The sequence below is a fragment of the Rathayibacter sp. AY1H3 genome (genome assembly GCF_002932015.1).
Window position 1 is genome coordinate 61,619 of record NZ_PSUU01000008.1, and the last position, 19,828, is coordinate 81,446.

Sequence of the window (19,828 nt, forward strand, 5' to 3'; positions counted from 1 at the left end):
TCCGTTATGCTTTCGTAATCGTGGCTCAGCATCCTCAGACCTCCGTCGCCCACACGCCCGCGAACCGCACCAGCGGTCGCCCGGCGGTCCCGCACCAGACCCCGGTGCGGCGCTCCTGGGCTCGGGTCCCGGTGACGGTGCTGGCCTTCACGGCGTCGATCGCGTTCGCCATGGTGAACGTCGTCGATCCGTCCAGTGGCGCGGTCGCCTCCCCCTACTACCAGGCCCCGGCGCGCTTCAACGGCGACTCCGCGCAGCGGCTCGTCGTCGCGGACGCCGTCGAGCGGACCGTCCAGCGCGACTCGTTCGGCGCCGAGGCGAAGCCGACGCCCACTCCGACCCCGACGCCCACTCCGACCGAGACTCAGACCGCTTCCGCGACCGTCGACGAGGAGGAGTCGGGCTCCGCCGAGGCCGAGACCGCCGCTCCCGTCCAGCGCGCCGCCGCTCCGGATCCCGGATCCGCGAAGGCGATCGCGTACGACATGATCGTGCAGCGCGGCTGGGCCGACAGCGAGTACGACTGCCTCGTCCTCCTCTGGAACCGCGAGTCCGGCTGGAACGTCTACGCCGAGAACAAGTCCAGCGGTGCCTACGGCATCCCGCAGGCACTCCCCGGCAGCAAGATGGCGTCGGCCGGCTCCGACTGGGCGACCAACGCGAGCACCCAGATCACCTGGGGCCTCGGCTACATCTCCGGCCGCTACGGCTCGCCCTGCGGCGCCTGGGCCCACTCCGAGTCGGTCGGCTGGTACTGATCGTTCTCCTCCGCTCGGCACAGCGTCCGACGGGCTGAGGCTCTCGCTACCCTGGTGCCGTGGATTACGCGCTGCTCGGGGTCGTCGGGATCATCACGGTCGTCACCGTCGCGCGGTTCTCGAGCCGCCTTGGAATCGCCGCACCGCTGCTCCTGGTCGTCATCGGGATCGGCGCGTCCTACCTCCCCGGGGTCCCGGACATCGAGGTCGAGCCTGAGCTGATCCTCGCGGGCGTGCTGCCGCCGCTGCTGTACTCGGCCGCGATCCAGGTGCCCCTCACCGACTTCCGGCGGAACCTGCGCTCGATCTTCGGGCTCTCGGTGCTGCTGGTCGTCGTGACCGCCCTCGTGGTGGGCGGCTTCCTCTACCTCGTGTTCCCCGATCTGAGCCTGCCCGCAGCGATCGCTCTGGGCGCCGTCGTGAGCCCGACCGACGCGGTGGCCGCGACCTCGATCGGCAAGAAGCTCGGACTCCCGCCCCGCCTGGTGACGGTGCTCGAGGGCGAGAGCCTCGTGAACGACGCGTCGGCGCTGGTGCTGCTGCGCGCCGCGACGGCTGCGGCGGCCGTGGTCGGCGCCTCCGTCACGACCGACGCGATCGACGTGGGCGAGGTGGGGGTCCTCTTCGTCTACTCCGTCCTGATGGCGATCGTCCTCGGACTGGTGATGGGCGTGCTCACCGTCTTCGTGCGCTCGAAGCTGCGGGACCCGGTGCTCGACACCGCCGTGTCCTTCGCCGTGCCGTTCCTGGCCTACATCCCGGCCGAGGAGCTGGGCGCGTCCGGGGTGCTCGCCGTCGTGGTCACCGGGATCTACACGGGGCACAACAGCGCGCGCTTCCTCTCGCCGCAGTCGCGGATCAGCGAGCGGGTGAACTGGCGGACGGCGCAGTTCCTGCTCGAGAACGGCGTCTTCCTGCTCATGGGCGCCGAGATCAAGGCGATCGTCTCCGGGGTCGTGGACCCGGGCGAGTTCGGAGTGGGCACCGCGGTGCTGCTGGGTCTGGCCACCGTGGTCATCCTGATCGTGCTGCGGGCCCTCTTCGTGTGGCCGCTGCTCCTGTGGCTGCGCAGCTCCGGTCGGCGGGCGGAGCGGATCAACCGGCGGCTGGCGGTGGGCCTCATGCGACTGCGCAACAGCGCCACCAGCGATGAGCGCTTCCGGCGGCGGCAGGTGAGAGCGGAGCGGCTCTACCTCCGGCGCGAGACCGACCTGGCCGCGACCGCGAGCGAGGCGTTCGGCTGGCGCGGCGGAGTCGTCCTGTCCTGGTCCGGGATGCGCGGCGTGGTCACGCTCGCCGCGGCCCAGTCGCTGCCGGACGAGACTCCCTACCGCTCCCAGCTGATCCTGATCGCCTTCACCGTCGCCGTCGTGACGCTGCTCCTGCAGGGTGCGACGCTCCCCGCGCTGATCCGGCTCACCGGCATCCAGGGCACCGACGGAGAGGCCGACCGCCGCGAGCTCGCGACGCTGCTCGACGAGGTCGCGGCCACGGGCATCCAGGCCCTCCCCGAGGCGGTGGCGGAGCTGCCCGACGGCGAGGCGGGCGAGCGCGTCCTCGAGCGCGTGCGCCGCGACACTCTGACCCGCTCGCAGGTGGCGTGGGAACAGGTCGGCCGCGCGGAGGATGCGCCCCTCGGCCCGCACGCGCAGTACCTGCGGCTGCGCCGAGCGGTCCTGCTCGCCGAGCGGGAGGCACTGCTGGACGCCCGGGGGCGCGGGGTCTACTCCTCGCGGACGCTGCGGCGGGCGCAGCTGATGCTCGACGCCGAGGAGACCCGGCTCGAGATGGACGACAGCTCCCACTGACGGGAGGGGCCCGGCGGCGGCCTCCTAGACTGGGGAGATGCCGCGCAGCAACAGACCCCGGGGCGGCCGCCGTGACGACGACGACGAGCAGCGCGATCTCTCGCAGATGCTCGCCGGCTTCCGGCGCACCGAGTCGCACGCCGGCCGGGAGTGGAACGTCCAGCCCGTCTCCGCAGCGCGGGCCGTGAAGAACTACCTCTGCCCGGGCTGCGGGCTCACCATCGACATCGGCCAGCCGCACCTGGTCACCTGGCGGGCCGACGGCGCGCTCGGCGACGCGGCCGACCTGGCCGGCCGCCGCCACTGGCACACGCACTGCTGGAGAATCCGAGGAGCACGATGACCCACGAGATCCGCGGAGGCGTCGTCCTCCCCGCCCGCCGCGAGGACGTCGAGCTGCACACCTCCGACGGCCTGACCCTGGTGGGGGAGCTCGCGCTGCCCCTGGAGCACGAGCCGGTCGCGACCCTGGTCACCCTGCATCCGCTGCCCACCCACGGCGGCTTCATGGACTCGCACATCCTGCGGAAGGCCGCCGCCCGGCTGCCCGCGCTCGCCGACCTGGCGGTCCTCCGCTTCAACACCCGCGGCACCGCGTCGCCGCGCGGCACGAGCGAGGGCGCGTTCGGACACGGCATCGAGGAGCGCGCCGACGTCGCCGCAGCCCTGGCCCTCGTCGCGGACCGCGGACTGCCGCACCCCTGGCTGGTCGGCTGGTCCTTCGGCACCGAGCTCGCGCTGAAGTGGGGGAGGGAGCACCCCGTCGAGGGAGCGATCCTGCTCTCGCCGCCGCTGCACCGCACGAGCGCGGAGGAGGTCGCCGCCTGGGGCGAGGACGGCCGCCCGCTCGTGGCGCTCGTCCCGGAGTTCGACGACTACCTGCGGCCGGAGGCGGCCGCCGAGCGCTTCGCGAGCGTGCCGCAGCTGGACCTCGTCGCGGTGGAGGGCGGGAAGCACCTCTGGGTCGGCGAGGCGCAGACCCGGCGCGTCCTCGACGAGATCGTGCGCGTGGTCGCGCCCGCCTCGTCCCCGCTGCCGACGGAGTGGGCGGGCGAGCTCGGCTGAGCCGACCCGCGCGGCGGCCGCCTAGCGGCCGGACGAGCCGCCGTCGGAGCCGTCGCCGTCAGAGCCGCTGCCGTCGGAGCCGTCGCCGTCGCTGTCGTCCGCGAGTCCGTCGATGTGGCCGATGAGCCCGCGCAGTCCGGACACGTAGCCGGCGATCGCGTCGCGCTCGGTGCGGATCTCGTCGAGGCGCCGCTCGGCGGTGTCCATCAGCTCGCGGCTGCGGCGCTCCGCGTCCGCGACGAGCTTCTGCGCCTGGTCGCGCGCGTCGTCGAGCAGGGCGTCGGAGTCGTCCTGGGCCTTCCGGCGCAGTCGCGTCGTGTCGTCGAGGGCGTCGCTGCGGAGGGCGTCCGCCTCGAGGCGCTTGTCGTTCGCGCGTCGGATGGCGTCGGCGAGCTGCAGGTTCGACTCGTCGAGGTAGCGCTGGGTCTGCGCGACGGCCTCCTGGTGGCGGAGCAGGTCGTCGCGGTCGGCCTCCTCGCGGCGCGCGGCGAGCTCGACCACCAGGTCGATCCGGGCCTGCTCGACCTCGCGCGAGAGCGCAGCGGCCTCGTCGGCGGACGCGGCACGCAGGCCCGCCAGCTCGGCGTCGAGCACGGCGACGGCCTCGGCGCGCTCCTGGGTGAGCCGGGTGCGCTGGTCGGAGATCTCGCGGGCGCCCTCGGCGCGGGCGGCGGCGACCTCGGCGTCGAGCGCGGCGCGGGTCGAGAGCACCTCGGCCTCGACCGCCGCGCGAGCCTGGGCGACCTCGGCCTCGACGGCCGCCCGGAGCCGGTCCACCTCGGAGGCGACCTCGGCCCGCAGGAGCTCGTTGGCCTGGGCGAGGCGAGCGGCCTCGGCGCGGGCGACCTCGATCTCGCGGGCGGCGACGGCGCGCATCTCCGCAGCCTCGCGCTCGGCCTCGGAGCGGATCGCGGCGGCCTCGCGCTTCGCGGTGGCGCGGGTCTCGGCGGCCTCGGTCGCCACGGTGCCGCGGATCGCAGCGGCCTCGCGGACGGCGTCCTGGGTCATCACGTCGCGGTCGTCGGCGGCCTTGCCGAGCGTCGCCGCGGCCTGCGCCTCGGACTCGTCGCGGGTCCGGTCCGCACGGCGGCGCGCCTCGGTCACCAGGCGCTCGGCCTCGTCGCGCGCCTCCTGGAGGATGCGGTCGCCGTCGTCGCGGGTGGATCGGCGGAGGGCGGAGGCGTCGTTCTCGGCCTGGGCGATGATCCGCTCGGACTGCTCCTCGGCCACGCGCAGGGTGTGCTCGAGCTTGGCGCCCAGGCCGGCGTAGGTGGGAGTGCCGACCTGCTGCAGCTCCTTCTCGAGGCCCTCGATCCGGGAGGACAGGCGCTTCACCTCGCGGCCGCTCTCGGCCGCCTGGGTGTTCGAGTGGATGAGCTCGCGGCGCAGGCCCTGGACGGCCTTGTCGACCTCGTCCCGGTCGTAGCCACGGAACACCTGGGTGAATTCGGCCTCGTCGTTCGCCACGTCGTCTCCTTCAGAGCAGGACCGCGGTGGGGCTCGCGGCACTGGGAAAGTGTATTCAGCAGGGAGGCCGCGGCCGGGGCGACACCCGCACCGCGCGCCGCTCGGGCCGCACTCTCGGCTTCTCCCGGGCATCAAAGGGAGGGCATCGGCTATCGTGGACTGTCTTTGTCTGTTGCCGTCGCGCCCCGGTCCGGCTGCGTACCCCGAGCCGGCCCCGGCCGTCACCCCGATCCGGCAACGCAGGAGGAGTTCTTTCGTGCGGTTCGTCTTCGCCATCATCGCCACCGTCATCGCTGCCGCGATGATCGTGCTCGGCATCGGTCAGCGGACGGTCTGGGCTCCTCCGGAGTCCCTCACCGCCGAGACCGCGCTCGACTCCTCCGCTCCCTACGCGGTGATCGACGGCAGCACCCTGGGCGCCAACCCGGGACGCCAGACGATCACGGTCGAGGGCAGCGGCGACCTCGTCGTCGCCTACGCCCGGACCTCCGACGTGCTGGGCTGGGTGGGCGGCTCGAGCTACGACGCCATCGGCTACGAGCGCGCCGACGACACCCTCACCTCCGCGGAGGAGACGGGCGAGCGCGTCCAGCTCTCCTCCGACGTCGAGACCGCCGACGCGGCGGTCGTCGATCCGCGCGGCTCCGACCTCTGGCTCGAGGAGTTCGAGGGGAGCGGCAGCGTGACCCTGGCGCTCGACGTGCCGGAGGACGTCTCCATCCTCATCGCGAGCGACGGCACCGCGCCGGCAGCCGACTCCGTGCGCGTCAGCTGGCCCGTGGACACCGCGACGCCCCTCGCCGGCCCGCTGCTGCTCGGAGGAGCCGTGTTCCTCCTCCTCGGCCTCGTCCTCTACATCTGGGCCTTCGTCCACCTGCGCCGCCAGCACGGCCCGCGCCGGAAGGGACCGCAGGGTCGGATCCCCCGCGGAACCCGCCGCCCCCGGCCGCGTGCCGGGATCCAGGCCTCCACGGCGTCGCCGGCGCCCTCGCGCCGCCGGGCCGCCCTGGTGCTGCCCGTCGTCCTCGGGACGACGGTCCTCCTCTCCGGCTGCAGCTCCGACTACTGGCCGGATCTCGCCGCGGGCGCGAGCGAGGCGCCGACCGCGTCCGCCACGGCGACCGCGGGGGCAGAGCCGGTCTCGGCCGAGCCGACCCCCGTGGTCACCACGCAGCAGGCGGAGGCCGTCGTCGCCGAGGTCGCCGATGTCGCGTCGCGCGCCGACGCCGCCCGGGACGCCGGGATCCTCGCCGAGCGCTTCCAGGGCGAGGCGCTCACCGAGCGCACCACCAACTACGACGTCGTCGCCAAGGGCGGGACGATCGACCCGCCGCAGACGATCCCGGCCTCCCCGGTGAGCCTGGTGCTCCCGCAGGACACGGAGTCGTGGCCGCGCCTGGTGACCGCCGTCGTGCAGAACTCGACGGACTCCACCCAGGCCCCGATCGCGCTGATGATGAGCCAGGCGAGCCCGCGCGTCGACTACAAGGTCGACTACGCCATCTCGCTCGAGGCCAACGCGCGCATCCCCGACGTCGCGCCCGTCACCGTCGGCACGTCGATCGTGGCGCCCGACTCGCGCCTGATGAAGCTCGCCCCGCAGACCGTCGGCTCCGCGTACGCGGACGTGCTCGCCAACGGCGACTCGAGCCAGTACGCCGAGCTCTTCGCGGCCGACGGCGACACCCTCCGGGGGCAGGTCGGCGTCGACAAGAAGAACGCCGACCGCGAGGCGCTGCCGGACACCGCCTCGATCGAGTTCTCGAACGCCGCCGGCACGTCGCCGACGATCGCGCTCGCGACGAACGACTCGGGGGCCCTCGTCGCGGCGAGCATCGCCGAGACGTCGACCGTCCGCCCCACTGCCGAGGGCTCGACCGTCTCGACCTCCGGCGCCTCGCAGACCCTGCTGGGCACGGACAAGTCGACGACCGGCATCGAGACCACCTACGGATACCAACTGCTGTTCTACGTACCGCCCGTCGGATCGGAGGAGAAGATCGTGATGCTCGGATGGAGCCAGGGACTCGTCTCGGTGGTGCAGCTGCCGTGAGCACCGTCCCGCCCCTGCCCGGAAACCTCCGCGGCGCCGTCGACCTCTCGTCGCTGGTGAACCGCCGCACCCCGCCCGCCGCCTCCGCCGGCGCCCCGGCCGCGCCCGCCGCTCCCGGAGGCGCGCCCGGCGCGAATCCGCTGCTGCTGACCGCCGGCGACGCCGAGTTCGACCAGGTGGTCCAGCTCTCGTCGCGCGTGCCGGTGATCGTCGACCTGCGCGGCTCCTGGTCGGACCAGAGCCAGAGCATGACCGCGCTGCTCGAGAAGGTCGTCGTCTCGTACGCCGGCGCGTTCGTGCTCGTCGGGGTCGACGTGGAGTCGAGCCCGCAGCTGGCGCAGGCGTTCCAGGTGCAGTCCGTGCCGACGGTCGCCGCGATCATCGGCGGCCGCCCGGTGCCCCTGTTCAGCGGCCTCGTCGCCGAGGAGCAGCTGCGCGACCTGCTCGAGCAGGTCCTCCAGCTCGCCGCTCAGAACGGTGTGACGGGCACGGTGCCGGTGGAGGGAGCCGCTCCCGCCGAGGGCGCGGAGCCCGAGACGGAGCCGCTGCCGCCGCACCACCAGGAGGCCTACGACGCGATCGACCGGGGCGACTACGCCGCGGCGATCACCGAGTACGAGACCGCCATCGCGCAGAACCCGCGCGACGACCTCGCGGTCGCCGGTCTCGCTCAGGTGCGGCTGCTGGCCCGCCTCCAGGGCCGCACGCTCGACGACATCCGCTCGACCGCCGCGGCGGAGCCGTCGAACCTCGACGCGCAGCTCGCCGTCGCCGACCTCGACGTCTCGGGTGGCCACGTCGAGGACGCCTTCGACCGGCTGCTCTCGATGTTCCCGCGCCTCGACGCCGACGGGAAGGCCGCCGTCCGCGCGCGCCTCCTGGAGCTCTTCGAGATCGTCGGTCAGACCGACCCGCGCGTCAACAAGGCTCGGGCCCGGCTCACCGGCCTGCTCTACTGACGCCGGCCGGAACGCCGAGAGGCCGCCCGCTCGCGACGATCGTCGCGGCGGGCGGCCTCTTCCGTGCGGGGACCGATCAGTCGGCGGGTCGCAGGTAGAGCACGGCCAGCGGGGGCAGGACCAGCTCGGCGGAAGCCGGGCGGCCGGCCCACGGCTCCTCGCGAGCCTCGACCGCTCCGAAGTTCCCGACTCCGCTGCCGCCGTAGATCTCGGCGTCCGTGTTGACGAGCTCCTCCCAGCGGCCGGCCGTGGGCAGGCTCACGCGGTAGCCGTGCACGGGCGAGCCCGAGAAGTTGGCGATGACGGCGATCGGGCGACCCTCGCTGTCCTTGCGCAGGAACGAGACGACGTTGGCCGCCGCCGCGCCGCCGTCGATCCACTCGAAGCCCGACTGCTCGTGGTCGAGCTCCCAGAGCGACGGCGAGTCGCGGTACACGCGGTTCAGCTGACCGACGAGGCTCCAGAGACCGCGGTGGCTCGGCTGATCGAGGATCCACCAGTCCAGGCCCCGCTCCTCGCTCCACTCGGAGTACTGGCCGAACTCCTGGCCCATGAAGAGCAGCTGCTTACCGGGGTGGGCCCACATGAAGGCGAGGTAGGCGCGCACGTTCGCGAGCTGCTGCCAGTGGTCGCCCGGCATCTTCTGGATCAGCGAGCCCTTGCCGTGCACGACCTCGTCGTGGCTGATCGGCAGGACGAACTTCTCGCTGAAGGCGTAGACGAACGAGAAGGTGATCTCGCCCAGGTGGTACTGGCGCCAGAGCGGGTCGTTCGCCATGTAGTCGAGCGAGTCGTGCATCCAGCCCATGTTCCACTTGAGCCCGAAGCCGAGGCCGCCGGAGCTGGTGGGCTGGGTGACGCCGGGCCAGCTCGTCGACTCCTCGGCGATCATCATGATGCCGGGGTGCAGCTTGTAGGCCGTGGCGTTGACCTCCTGGAGGAAGCTGATCGCCTCGAGGTGCTCGCGTCCGCCGTACTGGTTCGGCAGCCACTCGCCCTCCTTGCGGGAGTAGTCGAGGTAGAGCATCGAGGCGACGGCGTCCACGCGCAGGGCGTCGACGTGGAACTCCTCGAGCCAGAACAGGGCGTTCGCGACGAGGAAGTTGCGCACCTGGGTGTGCCCGAAGTCGAAGACGTAGGTGCCCCAGTCCATCTGCTCGCCGCGGCGCCAGTCCGGGTGCTCGTAGAGCGGCTCGCCGTCGAAGCGGGCGAGGGCGAAGTCGTCCTTGGGGAAGTGCCCGGGCACCCAGTCGACGATGACGCCGATGCCGGCCTGGTGCAGACGGTCGATCAGGTACTTGAGGTCGTCGGCCGTGCCGAAGCGGCTCGAGGCGGCGTAGTAGCCGGTGACCTGGTAGCCCCAGGAGCCGCCGAACGGGTGCTCGGCGAGCGGCATGAACTCCACGTGCGTGAAGCCGAGCTCGGTGACGTACTCGATCAGCGGGTCCGCGAGGTCGCGGTAGCCCAGTCCCGGACGCCAGGAGCCGAGGTGCATCTCGTAGACGCTGAGCGGCTGCGTGTGCGGATCGACCGAGGCTCGCTTCTCCATCCAGCCGGAGTCGCCCCACTGGTGGTGCGAGACGGGGACCTTGGACGCCGTCGCGGGCGGCACCTCCGTGGCGCGGGCCATCGGGTCGGCCTTGCGGACCCAGTGGCCGTCACGCGAGAGCAGGTCGAACTTGTAGGAGGCTCCGGGCTCGACGCCCGGGACGAAGATCTCCCAGACCCCGGTCGTCCCGAGGTTGCGGAGGGAGTGGCCCTCGCCGTTCCAGTCGTTGAAGTCGCCGACGACCCGAGCGGCCTGGGCGTGCGGGGCCCAGACGGCGAAGCTCGTGCCCCAGACCCCCTCGTGCTCGCGGTGACGGGCGCCGAGCGCCTCCCAGAGGCGCTCGTGGCGGCCCTCGCCGATGAGGTAGAGGTCGAAGTCGCCGACCGTCTTCGAGAAGCGGTAGGGGTCCTCCGCGGTCCACTCGCCGCCGCCGCCGTAGCGGGCCTCGACGGTGTACGCCTGCGGACCGAGGACGTGGAAGCCCTGCCAGATCCCGTCGCTGAGGTGGCTGAGCTCGACGCGGGCGCCGGTGGCGAGCACCACGGCGACCTTCTCGGCGAGCGGGCGGCGCACGCGGACGACCGTCACCGGGTCGGAGACGCCGGGGGCCGCGACGAGGTGCTGGCCCAGGACGTCGTGGGGGAGCGCGTTGCTGCCGGTGGCGAGCTGCTGCAGCACCCACTCGGGGATGTCGGGCAGCGCGATCGCAGCGGTGCCGTCGACGGGGCCCGAAGCGGTCGCGGGGTCCGCGGTCGTCTCGGCGGGGTCCGCGGTCGTCTCGGCAGGGCCGGCGGTCGTCTCGAAGGGCGCGGCGCTGTCGGCTGCGACGGAATCGGCGGCGTCCGTGTCGTCGGGCAGGTCGCCCTCGGCCCCGCTGCCGACCGGAGCGGACTCCGCGTCGTCGGCGTCGGGCTCGACGGTCACGGCGTCGTCGGCCTCGACCGGCTGAGGCGCCTCCGGGACCGTCTCGACCGCGTAGCTGCGCGCGTTCTCGCCGTCCGCTCCGGGGTGCTGTCGAGCGTCGGGCGCCGCGTCGGCGACGTGCGCGCCGTGGCCGGAGGTGGTCGCCGAGCTGGTGCCCGTCGTGGGGACCGTCTCGGCGTGCGCGCCGAGGCCCGCCTCCTCGGCCGGGCTCGTGCCCTCGGGGGTGGTTCCGCTCATCGCTCGTCCGCCTTCACGCTCAGGATGTGCACGGGCTCGACGAACGAGTCGAGCCGCACGTAGTCGTCGCTGCCCCAGGTCCAGACGGCGCCGGTGATCAGGTCCTCGACCTCGAAGGTCGCGCTCCAGTCGAGCCCGATCGCGGGCAGGTCGAGGTGGACCGTGGTCTCGCGGGCCGAGTGCGGGTCGGTGTTGACGACGACGATGATCGTGTCGTCGGTCCCGGTGCCCGTGAACGCGGCCTGCAGGTGCTTGGAGTAGACGAGGATCGCGTCGTCGTCGCTGCCGTGCACGTGCAGGTTCCGCAGCTGCCCGAGCGCGGGGTGCGAGCGCCGGATCTCGTTGAGGCGCGTGATGTACGGCGCCAGCGAGCGGCCCGACTCCTCGGCGCCGGCCCAGTCGCGCGTCTTGTACTCGTACTTCTCGTTGTCGATGTTCTCCTCGGCGCCGGGGCGAGCGACGTTCTCGACCAGCTCGTAGCCGGCGTAGACGCCCCACAGCGGCGACGCGGTCGCGGCCAGGGCCGCCCGCACCTTGTACGCCGAGCGGCCGCCGTACTGGAGGTACTCGGTGAGGATGTCCGGAGTGTTCACGAAGAGGTTCGGCCGCATGTAGTCGGCGGTCTCGTGGGAGATGCTCGTGAAGAACTCGCCGAGCTCCTCTTTGGTGTTGCGCCAGGTGAAGTACGAGTACGACTGCTGGAAGCCGACCTTGCCGAGCGCGCGCATGATCGCGGGGCGGGTGAACGCCTCTGCGAGGAAGACGACCTCGGGGTGCTCGGCGTTGACCTCGTGGATGATCCACTCCCAGAAGTCGAGCGGCTTCGTGTGGGGGTTGTCGACGCGGAAGATCCGCACGCCCAGGTCGATCCAGTGCCGCAGGACCCGCAGCGACTCCTGACGGATGCCCTCGGGGTCGTTGTCGAAGTTGATCGGGTAGATGTCCTGGTACTTCTTCGGCGGGTTCTCGGCGTAGGCGATCGAGCCGTCGGGGAGCGTCGTGAACCACTCGGGGTGGCTGGTGACCCAGGGATGGTCGGGCGAGGCCTGCAGGGCGAAGTCGAGGGCGAGCTCGAGGCCCGCGGCCTCGACCGCGGCGTGGAAGGCGCGGAAGTCGTCCTCGGTGCCGAGGTCCGGGTGGATCGCGTCGTGGCCGCCCTCGGCCGAGCCGATCGCCCACGGCGAGCCGGGGTCGTTCTCGCCGGCGTCGAGCGTGTTGTTCGGGCCCTTGCGGAAGGAGCGGCCGATGGGGTGGATCGGCGGCAGGTAGAGCACGTCGAAGCCCATTGCGGCCACCGCGGGGAGGCGGTCGATCGCGGTGCGGAAGGATCCGCTGGTCACGGTCCCGTCCTCGTGGCGCACGGCGCCCTCGGAGCGGGGGAAGAACTCGTACCAGGCGCCGACGCCGGCGCGGGTGCGCTCGACGTGGACGGTGCGCGGCTCCGAGACGCTGGTGAGGCTCATCACCGGGCGGGCGTCGAGCGCGCCGTGGACGGCGGGATCGGTCGCCGCGGCGAGGCGCTCCTCGGCGCTCAGCGTGGTGTCGCCGACTCGGGCGGCGGTGTCGAAGAGCAGGCTGCGCTCGCCCTCGGGCCGCGAGGAGTCGTCGGCGCCGCTGCGCAGCAGGCCCTCGCCGATGGCGAAGGTGACGTCGATGTCCAGGCCGGCCGGGATCTTGACCTCGGCCGTGTGGAGCCAGGTCGCCCAGTCGTCGGCGTAGGCGCGGATGCGGTAGCTCCAGTCGCCCTCCTCGTCGAGGGCCACGAGGCGCCCGTAGCGGTCGGTGCCGGTCGCGAGGAGCGACATGCGGTGCTCCGACTCGGCCCCGGACGGCGAGCTCAGCAGGAGGTCGACGCCGATGAGGTCGTGCCCCTCGCGGAAGGCCGTGGCGGCGAAGGGGACGACCTCGCCGACGAACGCCTTCGCGGGCCAGCGGTCGTCCTCGAGCCGCGGCTGCGGGTCGATGATCGGCAGGCGCTCGGCGCGGACGCGGTAGCCGCTCCCGGTCGTCGCGGGCGCCGGCGACGCGTCGGGTGCGTCCGCGGTCACCGGGGCGGCCGGAGCACTGTCGGCCGCGGGGGGAGCAGGAGTCGCCTCGGGGGCGGCGGCGGGCGCCGGAGCGGCCGTCTCGGGAGGCGCCGACGCCTCCTGGGGTGCGCGTCCGCGACCCGCTCGCCGTGCGTCCTTGCCGTTCTGAGCCTTGCCGAAAGGTATCTGAGCCACGTCACGACAGTAGCGACCGGCGGCGGCTCGCACACGACGGTTGCGCCCGCGCTCGGGCCTGTGCAAACGGACCCGGGGAGCGCGTGCCGGAGGGTCGCGGCGGGTCCGCGTCCCGCCGATCCGCGGTGGTCGGGGTCCGCTAGGGTGACCGAGCGCGACCGCCCCGGTGCTCCGCGACCGGGCGCTCCGGGGTCCGCAGAGAGTCGAGGGGTGCCGTGAAGGCGATCCGCCGCTTCATCGTCCGCTCCGTCCTCCCGCCCGAGCTCTCGGCTCTGGGCGATCTGGCGGGCAATCTCCGCTGGGCCTGGCACGAGCCCGCCCGGCGCTTGTTCGAGCGGGTCGATCCGGAGCTGTGGCGGCGCGGGGGAGCGGACCCCACCGCTCTGCTCGGAGCAGTGAGCCCCGAGCGCCTCGCCGAGCTGGCGGGGGACCAGGGCTTCGTCGACGAGGCGTGGCGCCTCCGCGACGAGCTGGAGCGCTACCGCACCGAGCCGCGGTGGTACCAGTCGCTGCCGGAGTCCGCCCCGCGCTCGATCGCCTACTTCTCGCCGGAGTTCGGCATCGCGGCGGCGCTGCCCCAGTACTCCGGCGGACTCGGCATCCTCGCGGGCGACCACCTGAAGGCCTCCTCGGACCTGGGCGTGCCGCTCACCGGCGTGGGCCTCTTCTACCGGTCGGGCTACTTCTCGCAGAAGCTCTCCGCCGACGGCTGGCAGCTCGAGTCCTACCCCTCGCTCGATCCCGACGGGCTGCCGCTGCGCGTCGTCCGTCTCGCCGACGGCTCGCCCGCCCGCATCGTGATGGCGCTCCCCGAGGGACGCGCGCTCTACGCCCGGGTCTGGCGCGCGGAGGTCGGCCGGGTGACCCTCCTCCTGCTCGACACCGACATCCCCGAGAACGAGGACTCGCTCCGCTCCGTCACCGACCGCCTCTACGGCGGCGGCGGCGAGCACCGCCTGCTGCAGGAGCTGCTGCTGGGCATCGGCGGGGTCCGCGCGCTCGAGCTCTGGGCCGAGGTCTCGGGCGGCGTCCTCCCGGAGGTGTTCCACACCAACGAGGGGCACGCCGGCTTCCAGGGGCTCGAGCGCATCTCCGGCCTGATCGGCGCGGGTCTGGACTTCGACCAGGCTCTTCAGGTGGTGCGGGCGAGCACGGTCTTCACCACGCACACTCCGGTGCCGGCGGGCATCGACCGCTTCGACCGCGGGATGATCGAGGAGTACTTCTCCACGGAGCTGCTCCCGGGCGTGCAGGTCGAGGACGTGCTCGCGCTGGGCGCCGAGCCGGGGGACTCCGGGACGGCGTTCAACATGGCGTACATGGGCCTGCGGCTCGCGCAGCGCTCCAACGGCGTCTCGACGCTGCACGGCGAGGTCAGCCGCTCGATGTTCTCGAGCCTCTGGCCCGGCTTCGAGACGGCGGAGGTGCCGATCGGCTCGGTGACGAACGGCGTCCACGCGGCCACCTGGACCGATCCGATCCTCCGGCGGCTCGCGGAGGAGCGGCTCGGCACCGACGACACGACGCGGGCCGACTGGGCCTCGGGCGCGCTCGGCGACACCGAGCTGTGGGCCGCGCGCCGGGCGATGCGGGAGCAGCTGGTGCAGGACGCCCGCCGCCGCGCCGCCCGCTCCTGGCGCGAGCAGAACCCGGGCGGCCTCCCGCCGGCCTGGCTCGACGAGCTGCTGGACCCGGACGTGCTCACCATCGGCTTCGCGCGGCGGGTGCCGACCTACAAGCGGCTGACCCTGATGCTCCACGACCCCGAGCGTCTGCGCGCGCTACTCACCCACCCGCAGCACCCGATCCAGATCGTCATCGCGGGCAAGTCCCACCCGGCCGACGAGGAGGGGAAGCGCCTGATCCAGCGGCTCGTCCGCTTCGCGCAGGAGCCGGACGTGCGCCGCAGGATCGTCTTCCTGCCGGACTACGACATCGCGATGGCGCAGCTGCTCTACCCGGGCACCGACGTCTGGCTCAACAACCCGCTGCGCCCGCTCGAGGCGTGCGGCACCTCGGGGATGAAGGCGGCGCTCAACGGCTCGCTCAACCTCTCGATCCTCGACGGCTGGTGGAACGAGTACTTCGACGGCGAGAACGGCTGGGCGATCCCCTCCTCCGACCGCGCGCTCGACCCGGAGGCCCGCGACACGCTCGAGGCCGAGGCGCTCTACGAGCTGCTCGAGACCGAGGTCGTGCCGCGCTACTACGAGCGTGACCACGACGGCGTGCCCCGGCGGTGGGTGCGGTCGATCCGGCACACCCTCGCGACCCTCTCGCCCGAGCTCTCCGCCGAGCGGATGGTGCGCCAGTACGTCGAGGCGCTCTACTCGCCGGCCGCCGAGGCCGGGCGCGCCGTCGCCGCCGATCACTTCGAGCCGGCCAAGGAGCTGGCGAGCTGGAAGCGGCGGGTCCGCGCCGGCTGGGCCGGAGTCGCGGTCGCGTCCGTCGAATCCGGCGGGATCGACGCGGTGCCCCAGCGCGGGGACCGGCTCGCCGTGCGGGCGGGCGTGCGCCTGGGCGAGCTCTCGCCGGCGGACGTCTCGGTCGAGGTCGTGTACGGGACGACGTCCGCTGACGGCTCGCTCACCGAGGTCCGCCACCACGAGCTCGAGGTGGTCGAGGAGTCGGGTGCCGTGGTGCCGGCCGACGCGGTCGGGCGCGTGCCCTACGCCGGAGTGGTCACCCTCGACCGCAGCGGATCCTTCGGCTACACCGTCCGCGTCGTGCCGCGGCATCCCCTCCTGGCCCGCTCCGCCGAGCTGGGCCTGGCCGCCGCCGCCGGCTGACCCCGCCCGGTCCCTCTCCGCGGGATGCCGCTCCGGTGCGCCTTCCTCGACGCCTCGCGGACCGGGACGGGGTCTCGCGGGAGGAGGACGGCGCCCGGAGGAGGACGGCGGGGGAGCAGGGGTCAGCGCGCGATGTCGGCGAGGAGGGCGGCCGTCGCGGCGACGAGGTCGGCGGGGGCGAGCTCGATGTCGAAGCCCCGGCGCCCGCCCGACACGAGCACCGTGTCGTGGAGCTCGACGGTCTCGTCGATCACGGTGCGGTGCCGCGTCCTCTGCCCGAGCGGCGAGATGCCGCCGAGCACGTAGCCGGTCCGGCGCTGGGCCAGCACGGGGTCGGCCATCGCCGCCCGCCTGCCTCCGACCGCGGCCGCGAGCTCCTTCAGCCCGAGCGAGCCGGTGACGGGCACGACGCCCACCACGAGCTCGCCGTCCACATCGACCATCAGGGTCTTGAACACGCGCTCCGGCTCGACGCCGAGCGCCTCGGCCGCCTCGAGCCCGTAGCGCGTCGTGGCCGGGTCGTGCCGGTACTGGCGGGGAGTGAAGGGGACGCCCGCCGCCGTCAGCGCGACGGTCGCCGGGGTCCCCGGCCCGCTCCGCGCCATCAGGCGTCCTGCTCGGCCGCCGGCCCGTGCGCGGCGAAGAGCTGCATCGAGGTGCCGGCCACGCGGATGACCTGCCCCGGCTCGAACGACTCGCCGTGCTCCAGCGGCTCCGGCTCCTCGCTGTTCCACAGGCGCGTGTAGCCGGTGACCCCCTCGCCCTCGGCGAGCACGACCGTGGTGTCCTGCTCGACGCCGTGCACCACCAGCAGGACGCGGTCCGGCTCGCCCTCGACCGGCGTCGAGGCGGCGAGGTACTGCAGCGTCCGGTTGGCGGCGGAGGTCCAGTCGTGCTCGCTCATCCCGCGCCCGTGGGCGTCGAACCACGTCATGGTCGTGGCGCCCGGCTCGCTCGCGTCGCCGCTGCCGTAGCGGGAGGGACGCAGCGCCGGGTGCTCACGCCGCAGGCGCAGCAGGGTGCGCGTGTGCGCGCGGAGCGCGAGCTGCCAGTCGGCCAGGCCCTCCCAGCGCACCCAGGTCAGGTCCGAGTCCTGGCAGTAGGCGTTGTTGTTGCCGCGCTGGCTGCGCCCGGTCTCGTCGCCCGCCGTGATCATCGGCACGCCGGCCGACAGCAGCAGGGTGCCGAGGAGGTTCCGCATCGCCTTGCGCCGCGCCAGCGTGATCCGCTCGTCGGTGGTGGGGCCCTCGAAGCCGTGGTTGAAGGAGCGGTTGGTGTCGGCTCCGTCGCGGTTCGACTCGCCGTTGCCGATGTTGTGCTTGACGTTGTACGAGACGAGGTCCGCCAGCGTGAAGCCGTCGTGCGCAGTGACGAAGTTGACCGAAGCGAGGGGTCCCCGCTCCGCCGAGAACGTGTTGGACGAGCCCGAGAGCCGGGTCGCGAAGCCGCCGATGCCGACGGGGGCCGTGCCGGCGCGGCGGGCGTAGTCGATGTCCGAGAGCCAGAAGTTGCGGGCGCGGTCGCGGTAGCGGTCGTTCCACTCCGACCACCCGGCCAGGAAGTTCCCGGTCTGCCAGCCGCCCATTCCCACGTCCCAGGGCTCGGCGATCATCTTCACGCCGGCCAGCGCCGGATCCTCGACCGCGGCCCGCAGCAGCGGGTGGTCGCTCCGGAAGTGCGCGATCTCGTCCCGGCCGAGGGTCGCGGCCAGGTCGAGCCGGAAGCCGTCGATCCCGACCTCGCCCGACCAGTAGCGCATCGAGTCCAGCGCGAGGCGCTGCGCCGCGGGCCGGCCGAAGTCGATCGTGTTCCCGCAGCCGGTGACATCCACGTAGTGGCCCTCGGGCGTCTGGCGGTACCAGCCTGCGTCGTCGATCCCGCGCAGGCTCGACATCGGCCCGCCCGGCCCCTCCTCGGCGGTGTGGTTGTAGACCACGTCCAGGATCACCTCGAGGCCGGCCTCGTGCAGGAGCTTCACCATCCCCTTGAACTCGCGGAGCACCGCGGTCGGTCCGCCGCGCTGCGCGGTGGAGGAGGCGTACGCGGCGTGCGGGGCGAAGAAGTTCAGAGTGTTGTAGCCCCAGTAGTTGGTCAGCCCCTGCCGCAGCAGGCGCTGCTCCGACACGAACGCGTGCACGGGCAGCAGCTCGACCGCCGTCACGCCCAGCTCGAGCAGCGCCGAGACCGTCGACTCATGCGCCAGGCCGGCGTAGGTGCCGCGCAGCTCCACGGGGAGCGCCGGGTTCAGCCGGGTCAGCCCCTTCACGTGCGCCTCGTAGATCACGGTGCGGTCCATCGGGGTGCCGGGCCGGGAGGAGGAGCCCCAGTCGAACGCGTCGTCCACGACGACGGAGCGCCACTCGTTCTCCGCCACCCGGTGCAGGCCGCGGGAGTACGGCTCCAGCAGGGCCCGGCGGGGGTCGAACCGGTGTCGGAGGCCCGTCGGCCCGTCGACGCGCAGGGCGTAGCGGCGGCCGGGGGCCAGCAGATCGGAGCGCGCGGACCAGACCGCGGCGTCGTCGCGCGCCAGCGGGACCGTGCGGGTCACCCAGGTCGGATCCTTCTCGTCGTACAGCAGCAGATCGACGGCGCTCGCGCTCTCGGACCAGACCCGCAGCTCACCGCCCTGATCGTCCACGGTCACGCCGAGCCGGGCCAGGGGATCGTGAGAGGTCATGCGACTTACAGTAGTGACGGGCACCGGCTCCCTCCGTGCCCCCGACGCGGGACGAAGGGCTGCTGTGATCTACCTCGACCACGCCGCGACCACCCCGCTGCGCGCCTCGGCGCTCGCCGCGTTCGCGGAGGCGTCCGCCCACGGTGGCAACCCCTCCTCCGTTCACGGCTCCGGCCAGGAGGCGCGCCGCCGGCTGGAGGACGCCCGGTCGGCGCTCGCCGGGGTGCTCGGCTGCGAGCCGATCGAGGTGATCCTCACCGCCGGCGGCACCGAGGCGGTCAACCTCGGGATCAAGGGCCTCTACTGGCAGCGCCGGAGCGAGGACCCGGCCCGCGTCCGGGTCCTGGTCGCCGAGGGGGAGCACCACGCGACGCTCGACTCCGCCGCCTGGCTCGCCGAGCACGAGGGCGCCGTCCTCGAGTGGCTGCCTCTCGACGACGAGGGCACCCTGCGGCCGGAGGCGCTCGCCGCGGCGCTGGAGGAGGACCCCGGCTCGGTCGCCCTGGTCACGGTGCTCTGGGTCAACAACGAGATCGGGACGATCAATCCGATCGCCGAGCTGGCGGCGGCGTGCGCCCGCGCCGGCGTCCCCCTTCACGTCGACGCGGTCGCCGCCCTCGGGCACGTGCCGCTGCGGATCGCCGAGATCCGCCGCGCCTCCGGCTCAGGGCGCGGCGCGGGACTGGCCGCCGTCAGCGTCTCGGGTCACAAGGTCGGCGGGCCGATCGCGACCGGTGCGCTCGTGCTCGCCCGCGACGCCCGCGTGGTCCCGGTGCTGCACGGAGGCGGACAGCAGCGGGGCGTCCGCTCCGGCACCCAGGACGTGCCCGGCGCCGCGGCCTTCGCCGCCGCCGCGGTCGAGGCGGACGCCGAGCGGTCGGCGGAGGCGCAGCGCCTTGCCGCCCTGCGCGACCGGCTCGTCGCGGGCGTCCTCGCCGCCGTGCCGGGGGCGACCCTGACCGGGCCCGCCCTCGACTCCGGACGCCGGGTCGCCAACAACGCGCACCTCGCCTTCCCCGGTGCGCAGGGCGACTCCCTCCTCTTCCTCCTCGACACCGCGGGCGTCTCCGTCTCGACCGGGTCCGCCTGCACGGCGGGGATCCCGGAGCCCTCGCACGTGGTCCTCGCGCTCGGCCGGAGCGAGGACGAGGCCCGCGGAGTGCTCCGGATGACGCTCGGCCACACCTCGACCGACGCGGACGTCGACGCCCTCCTGGCCGCGCTGCCCGGCGCCTACGCCCGCGCCGCCCGAGCCGGACTCTCGAACCGCGCGGTGCTGCCCGCCTGACCCCCTGCCGGCCGCGCCCCCGGGAAACGTAG

Annotated in this window: 13 protein-coding genes; 8 read left to right on the top strand and 5 right to left on the bottom strand. The window is 73.5% G+C overall.

From position 1 onward, the window contains the following. Positions 1-20 precede the first annotated feature (20 nt). The 4 genes from C5C33_RS05160 to C5C33_RS05175 are packed head-to-tail and all read left to right on the top strand — an operon-like array spanning position 21 to position 3,631. The gene (locus C5C33_RS05160) at positions 21-758 is read left to right on the top strand and encodes a lytic transglycosylase domain-containing protein (RefSeq protein ID WP_258069183.1); all 738 of its coding nucleotides are present in this window, start codon (positions 21-23) and stop codon (positions 756-758) included. A 59-nt stretch (positions 759-817) separates the two neighbouring features. After that, complete coding sequence (locus C5C33_RS05165) at positions 818-2,566, top strand: sodium:proton antiporter (protein ID WP_104260590.1); 1,749 nt, start codon at positions 818-820, stop codon at positions 2,564-2,566. Between the two features lie 37 nt (positions 2,567-2,603). Continuing rightward, the gene (locus tag C5C33_RS05170) at positions 2,604-2,909 is read left to right on the top strand and encodes a hypothetical protein (protein WP_181027199.1); all 306 of its coding nucleotides are present in this window, start codon (positions 2,604-2,606) and stop codon (positions 2,907-2,909) included. Then, on the top strand, positions 2,906-3,631 hold the full coding sequence (locus C5C33_RS05175; RefSeq protein ID WP_104260591.1) for an alpha/beta hydrolase: 726 nt from the start codon (positions 2,906-2,908) through the stop codon (positions 3,629-3,631). The genes C5C33_RS05170 and C5C33_RS05175 overlap by 4 nt, the downstream gene beginning before the upstream one ends. 21 nt (positions 3,632-3,652) lie before the next feature. Here C5C33_RS05175 and C5C33_RS05180 read toward each other — a convergent pair whose 3' ends face one another. Beyond that, positions 3,653-5,098 carry a DivIVA domain-containing protein gene (locus C5C33_RS05180; RefSeq protein ID WP_104260592.1) on the bottom strand — a complete coding sequence of 482 codons (1,446 nt, stop codon included), beginning with the start codon at positions 5,096-5,098 and terminating at the stop codon, positions 3,653-3,655. A gap of 256 nt (positions 5,099-5,354) precedes the next feature. Here C5C33_RS05180 and C5C33_RS05185 point away from each other — a divergent pair, with 256 nt between their 5' ends. Both C5C33_RS05185 and C5C33_RS05190 read left to right on the top strand, forming a co-directional pair. Continuing rightward, positions 5,355-7,151 (top strand): hypothetical protein, encoded by a 1,797-nt coding sequence (locus C5C33_RS05185; RefSeq protein WP_104247619.1) that lies wholly within the window; start codon positions 5,355-5,357, stop codon positions 7,149-7,151. After that, positions 7,148-8,110 carry a tetratricopeptide repeat protein gene (locus C5C33_RS05190; protein ID WP_104260593.1) on the top strand — a complete coding sequence of 321 codons (963 nt, stop codon included), beginning with the start codon at positions 7,148-7,150 and terminating at the stop codon, positions 8,108-8,110. Before C5C33_RS05185 ends, C5C33_RS05190 begins: the two co-directional genes overlap by 4 nt. A 76-nt stretch (positions 8,111-8,186) precedes the next feature. Here the strand turns inward: C5C33_RS05190 and glgB are convergent, their stop codons facing one another. Continuing rightward, positions 8,187-10,820, bottom strand: a complete 2,634-nt coding sequence (gene glgB, locus C5C33_RS05195; protein ID WP_104260594.1) for a 1,4-alpha-glucan branching protein GlgB — start codon at positions 10,818-10,820, stop codon at positions 8,187-8,189. Further along, positions 10,817-12,787, bottom strand: a complete 1,971-nt coding sequence (locus C5C33_RS05200) for an alpha-1,4-glucan--maltose-1-phosphate maltosyltransferase (protein ID WP_258069185.1) — start codon at positions 12,785-12,787, stop codon at positions 10,817-10,819. Before C5C33_RS05200 ends, glgB begins: the two co-directional genes overlap by 4 nt. Positions 12,788-13,257: 470 nt before the next feature. Here C5C33_RS05200 and glgP point away from each other — a divergent pair, with 470 nt between their 5' ends. After that, a complete protein-coding gene (glgP, locus tag C5C33_RS05205) occupies positions 13,258-15,831 on the top strand; it encodes an alpha-glucan family phosphorylase (protein ID WP_104260595.1) in 2,574 nt (857 codons plus the stop codon). Between the two features lie 122 nt (positions 15,832-15,953). Here glgP and ybaK read toward each other — a convergent pair whose 3' ends face one another. Together ybaK and glgX are read right to left on the bottom strand one after the other, a co-directional pair. Continuing rightward, positions 15,954-16,436 carry a Cys-tRNA(Pro) deacylase gene (gene ybaK / locus C5C33_RS05210; protein ID WP_104226855.1) on the bottom strand — a complete coding sequence of 161 codons (483 nt, stop codon included), beginning with the start codon at positions 16,434-16,436 and terminating at the stop codon, positions 15,954-15,956. After that, complete coding sequence (gene glgX, locus C5C33_RS05215) at positions 16,436-18,508, bottom strand: glycogen debranching protein GlgX (protein WP_104260596.1); 2,073 nt, start codon at positions 18,506-18,508, stop codon at positions 16,436-16,438. Before glgX ends, ybaK begins: the two co-directional genes overlap by 1 nt. On the opposite strand from glgX, the gene C5C33_RS05220 reads away from it, so the two are divergent. Beyond that, positions 18,507-19,796 (top strand): cysteine desulfurase family protein, encoded by a 1,290-nt coding sequence (locus tag C5C33_RS05220; RefSeq protein ID WP_104260597.1) that lies wholly within the window; start codon positions 18,507-18,509, stop codon positions 19,794-19,796. The two genes, glgX and C5C33_RS05220, sit on opposite strands and share 2 nt — an antisense overlap. Positions 19,797-19,828: the final 32 nt, after the last annotated feature.

What these genes read in the sequence shown, in the direction of transcription:
- C5C33_RS05170 (WP_181027199.1), top strand. Translation starts at nt 2,604, where the DNA reads ATGCCGCGCAGCAACAGACCCCGGGGCGGCCGCCGTGACGACGACGAC.
- C5C33_RS05175 (WP_104260591.1), top strand. Translation starts at nt 2,906, where the DNA reads ATGACCCACGAGATCCGCGGAGGCGTCGTCCTCCCCGCCCGCCGCGAG.
- glgB (WP_104260594.1), bottom strand. Translation starts at nt 10,820, where the DNA reads ATGAGCGGAACCACCCCCGAGGGCACGAGCCCGGCCGAGGAGGCGGGC.
- ybaK (WP_104226855.1), bottom strand. Translation starts at nt 16,436, where the DNA reads ATGGCGCGGAGCGGGCCGGGGACCCCGGCGACCGTCGCGCTGACGGCG.
- C5C33_RS05220 (WP_104260597.1), top strand. Translation starts at nt 18,507, where the DNA reads ATGCGACTTACAGTAGTGACGGGCACCGGCTCCCTCCGTGCCCCCGAC.
- glgX (WP_104260596.1), bottom strand. Translation starts at nt 18,508, where the DNA reads ATGACCTCTCACGATCCCCTGGCCCGGCTCGGCGTGACCGTGGACGAT.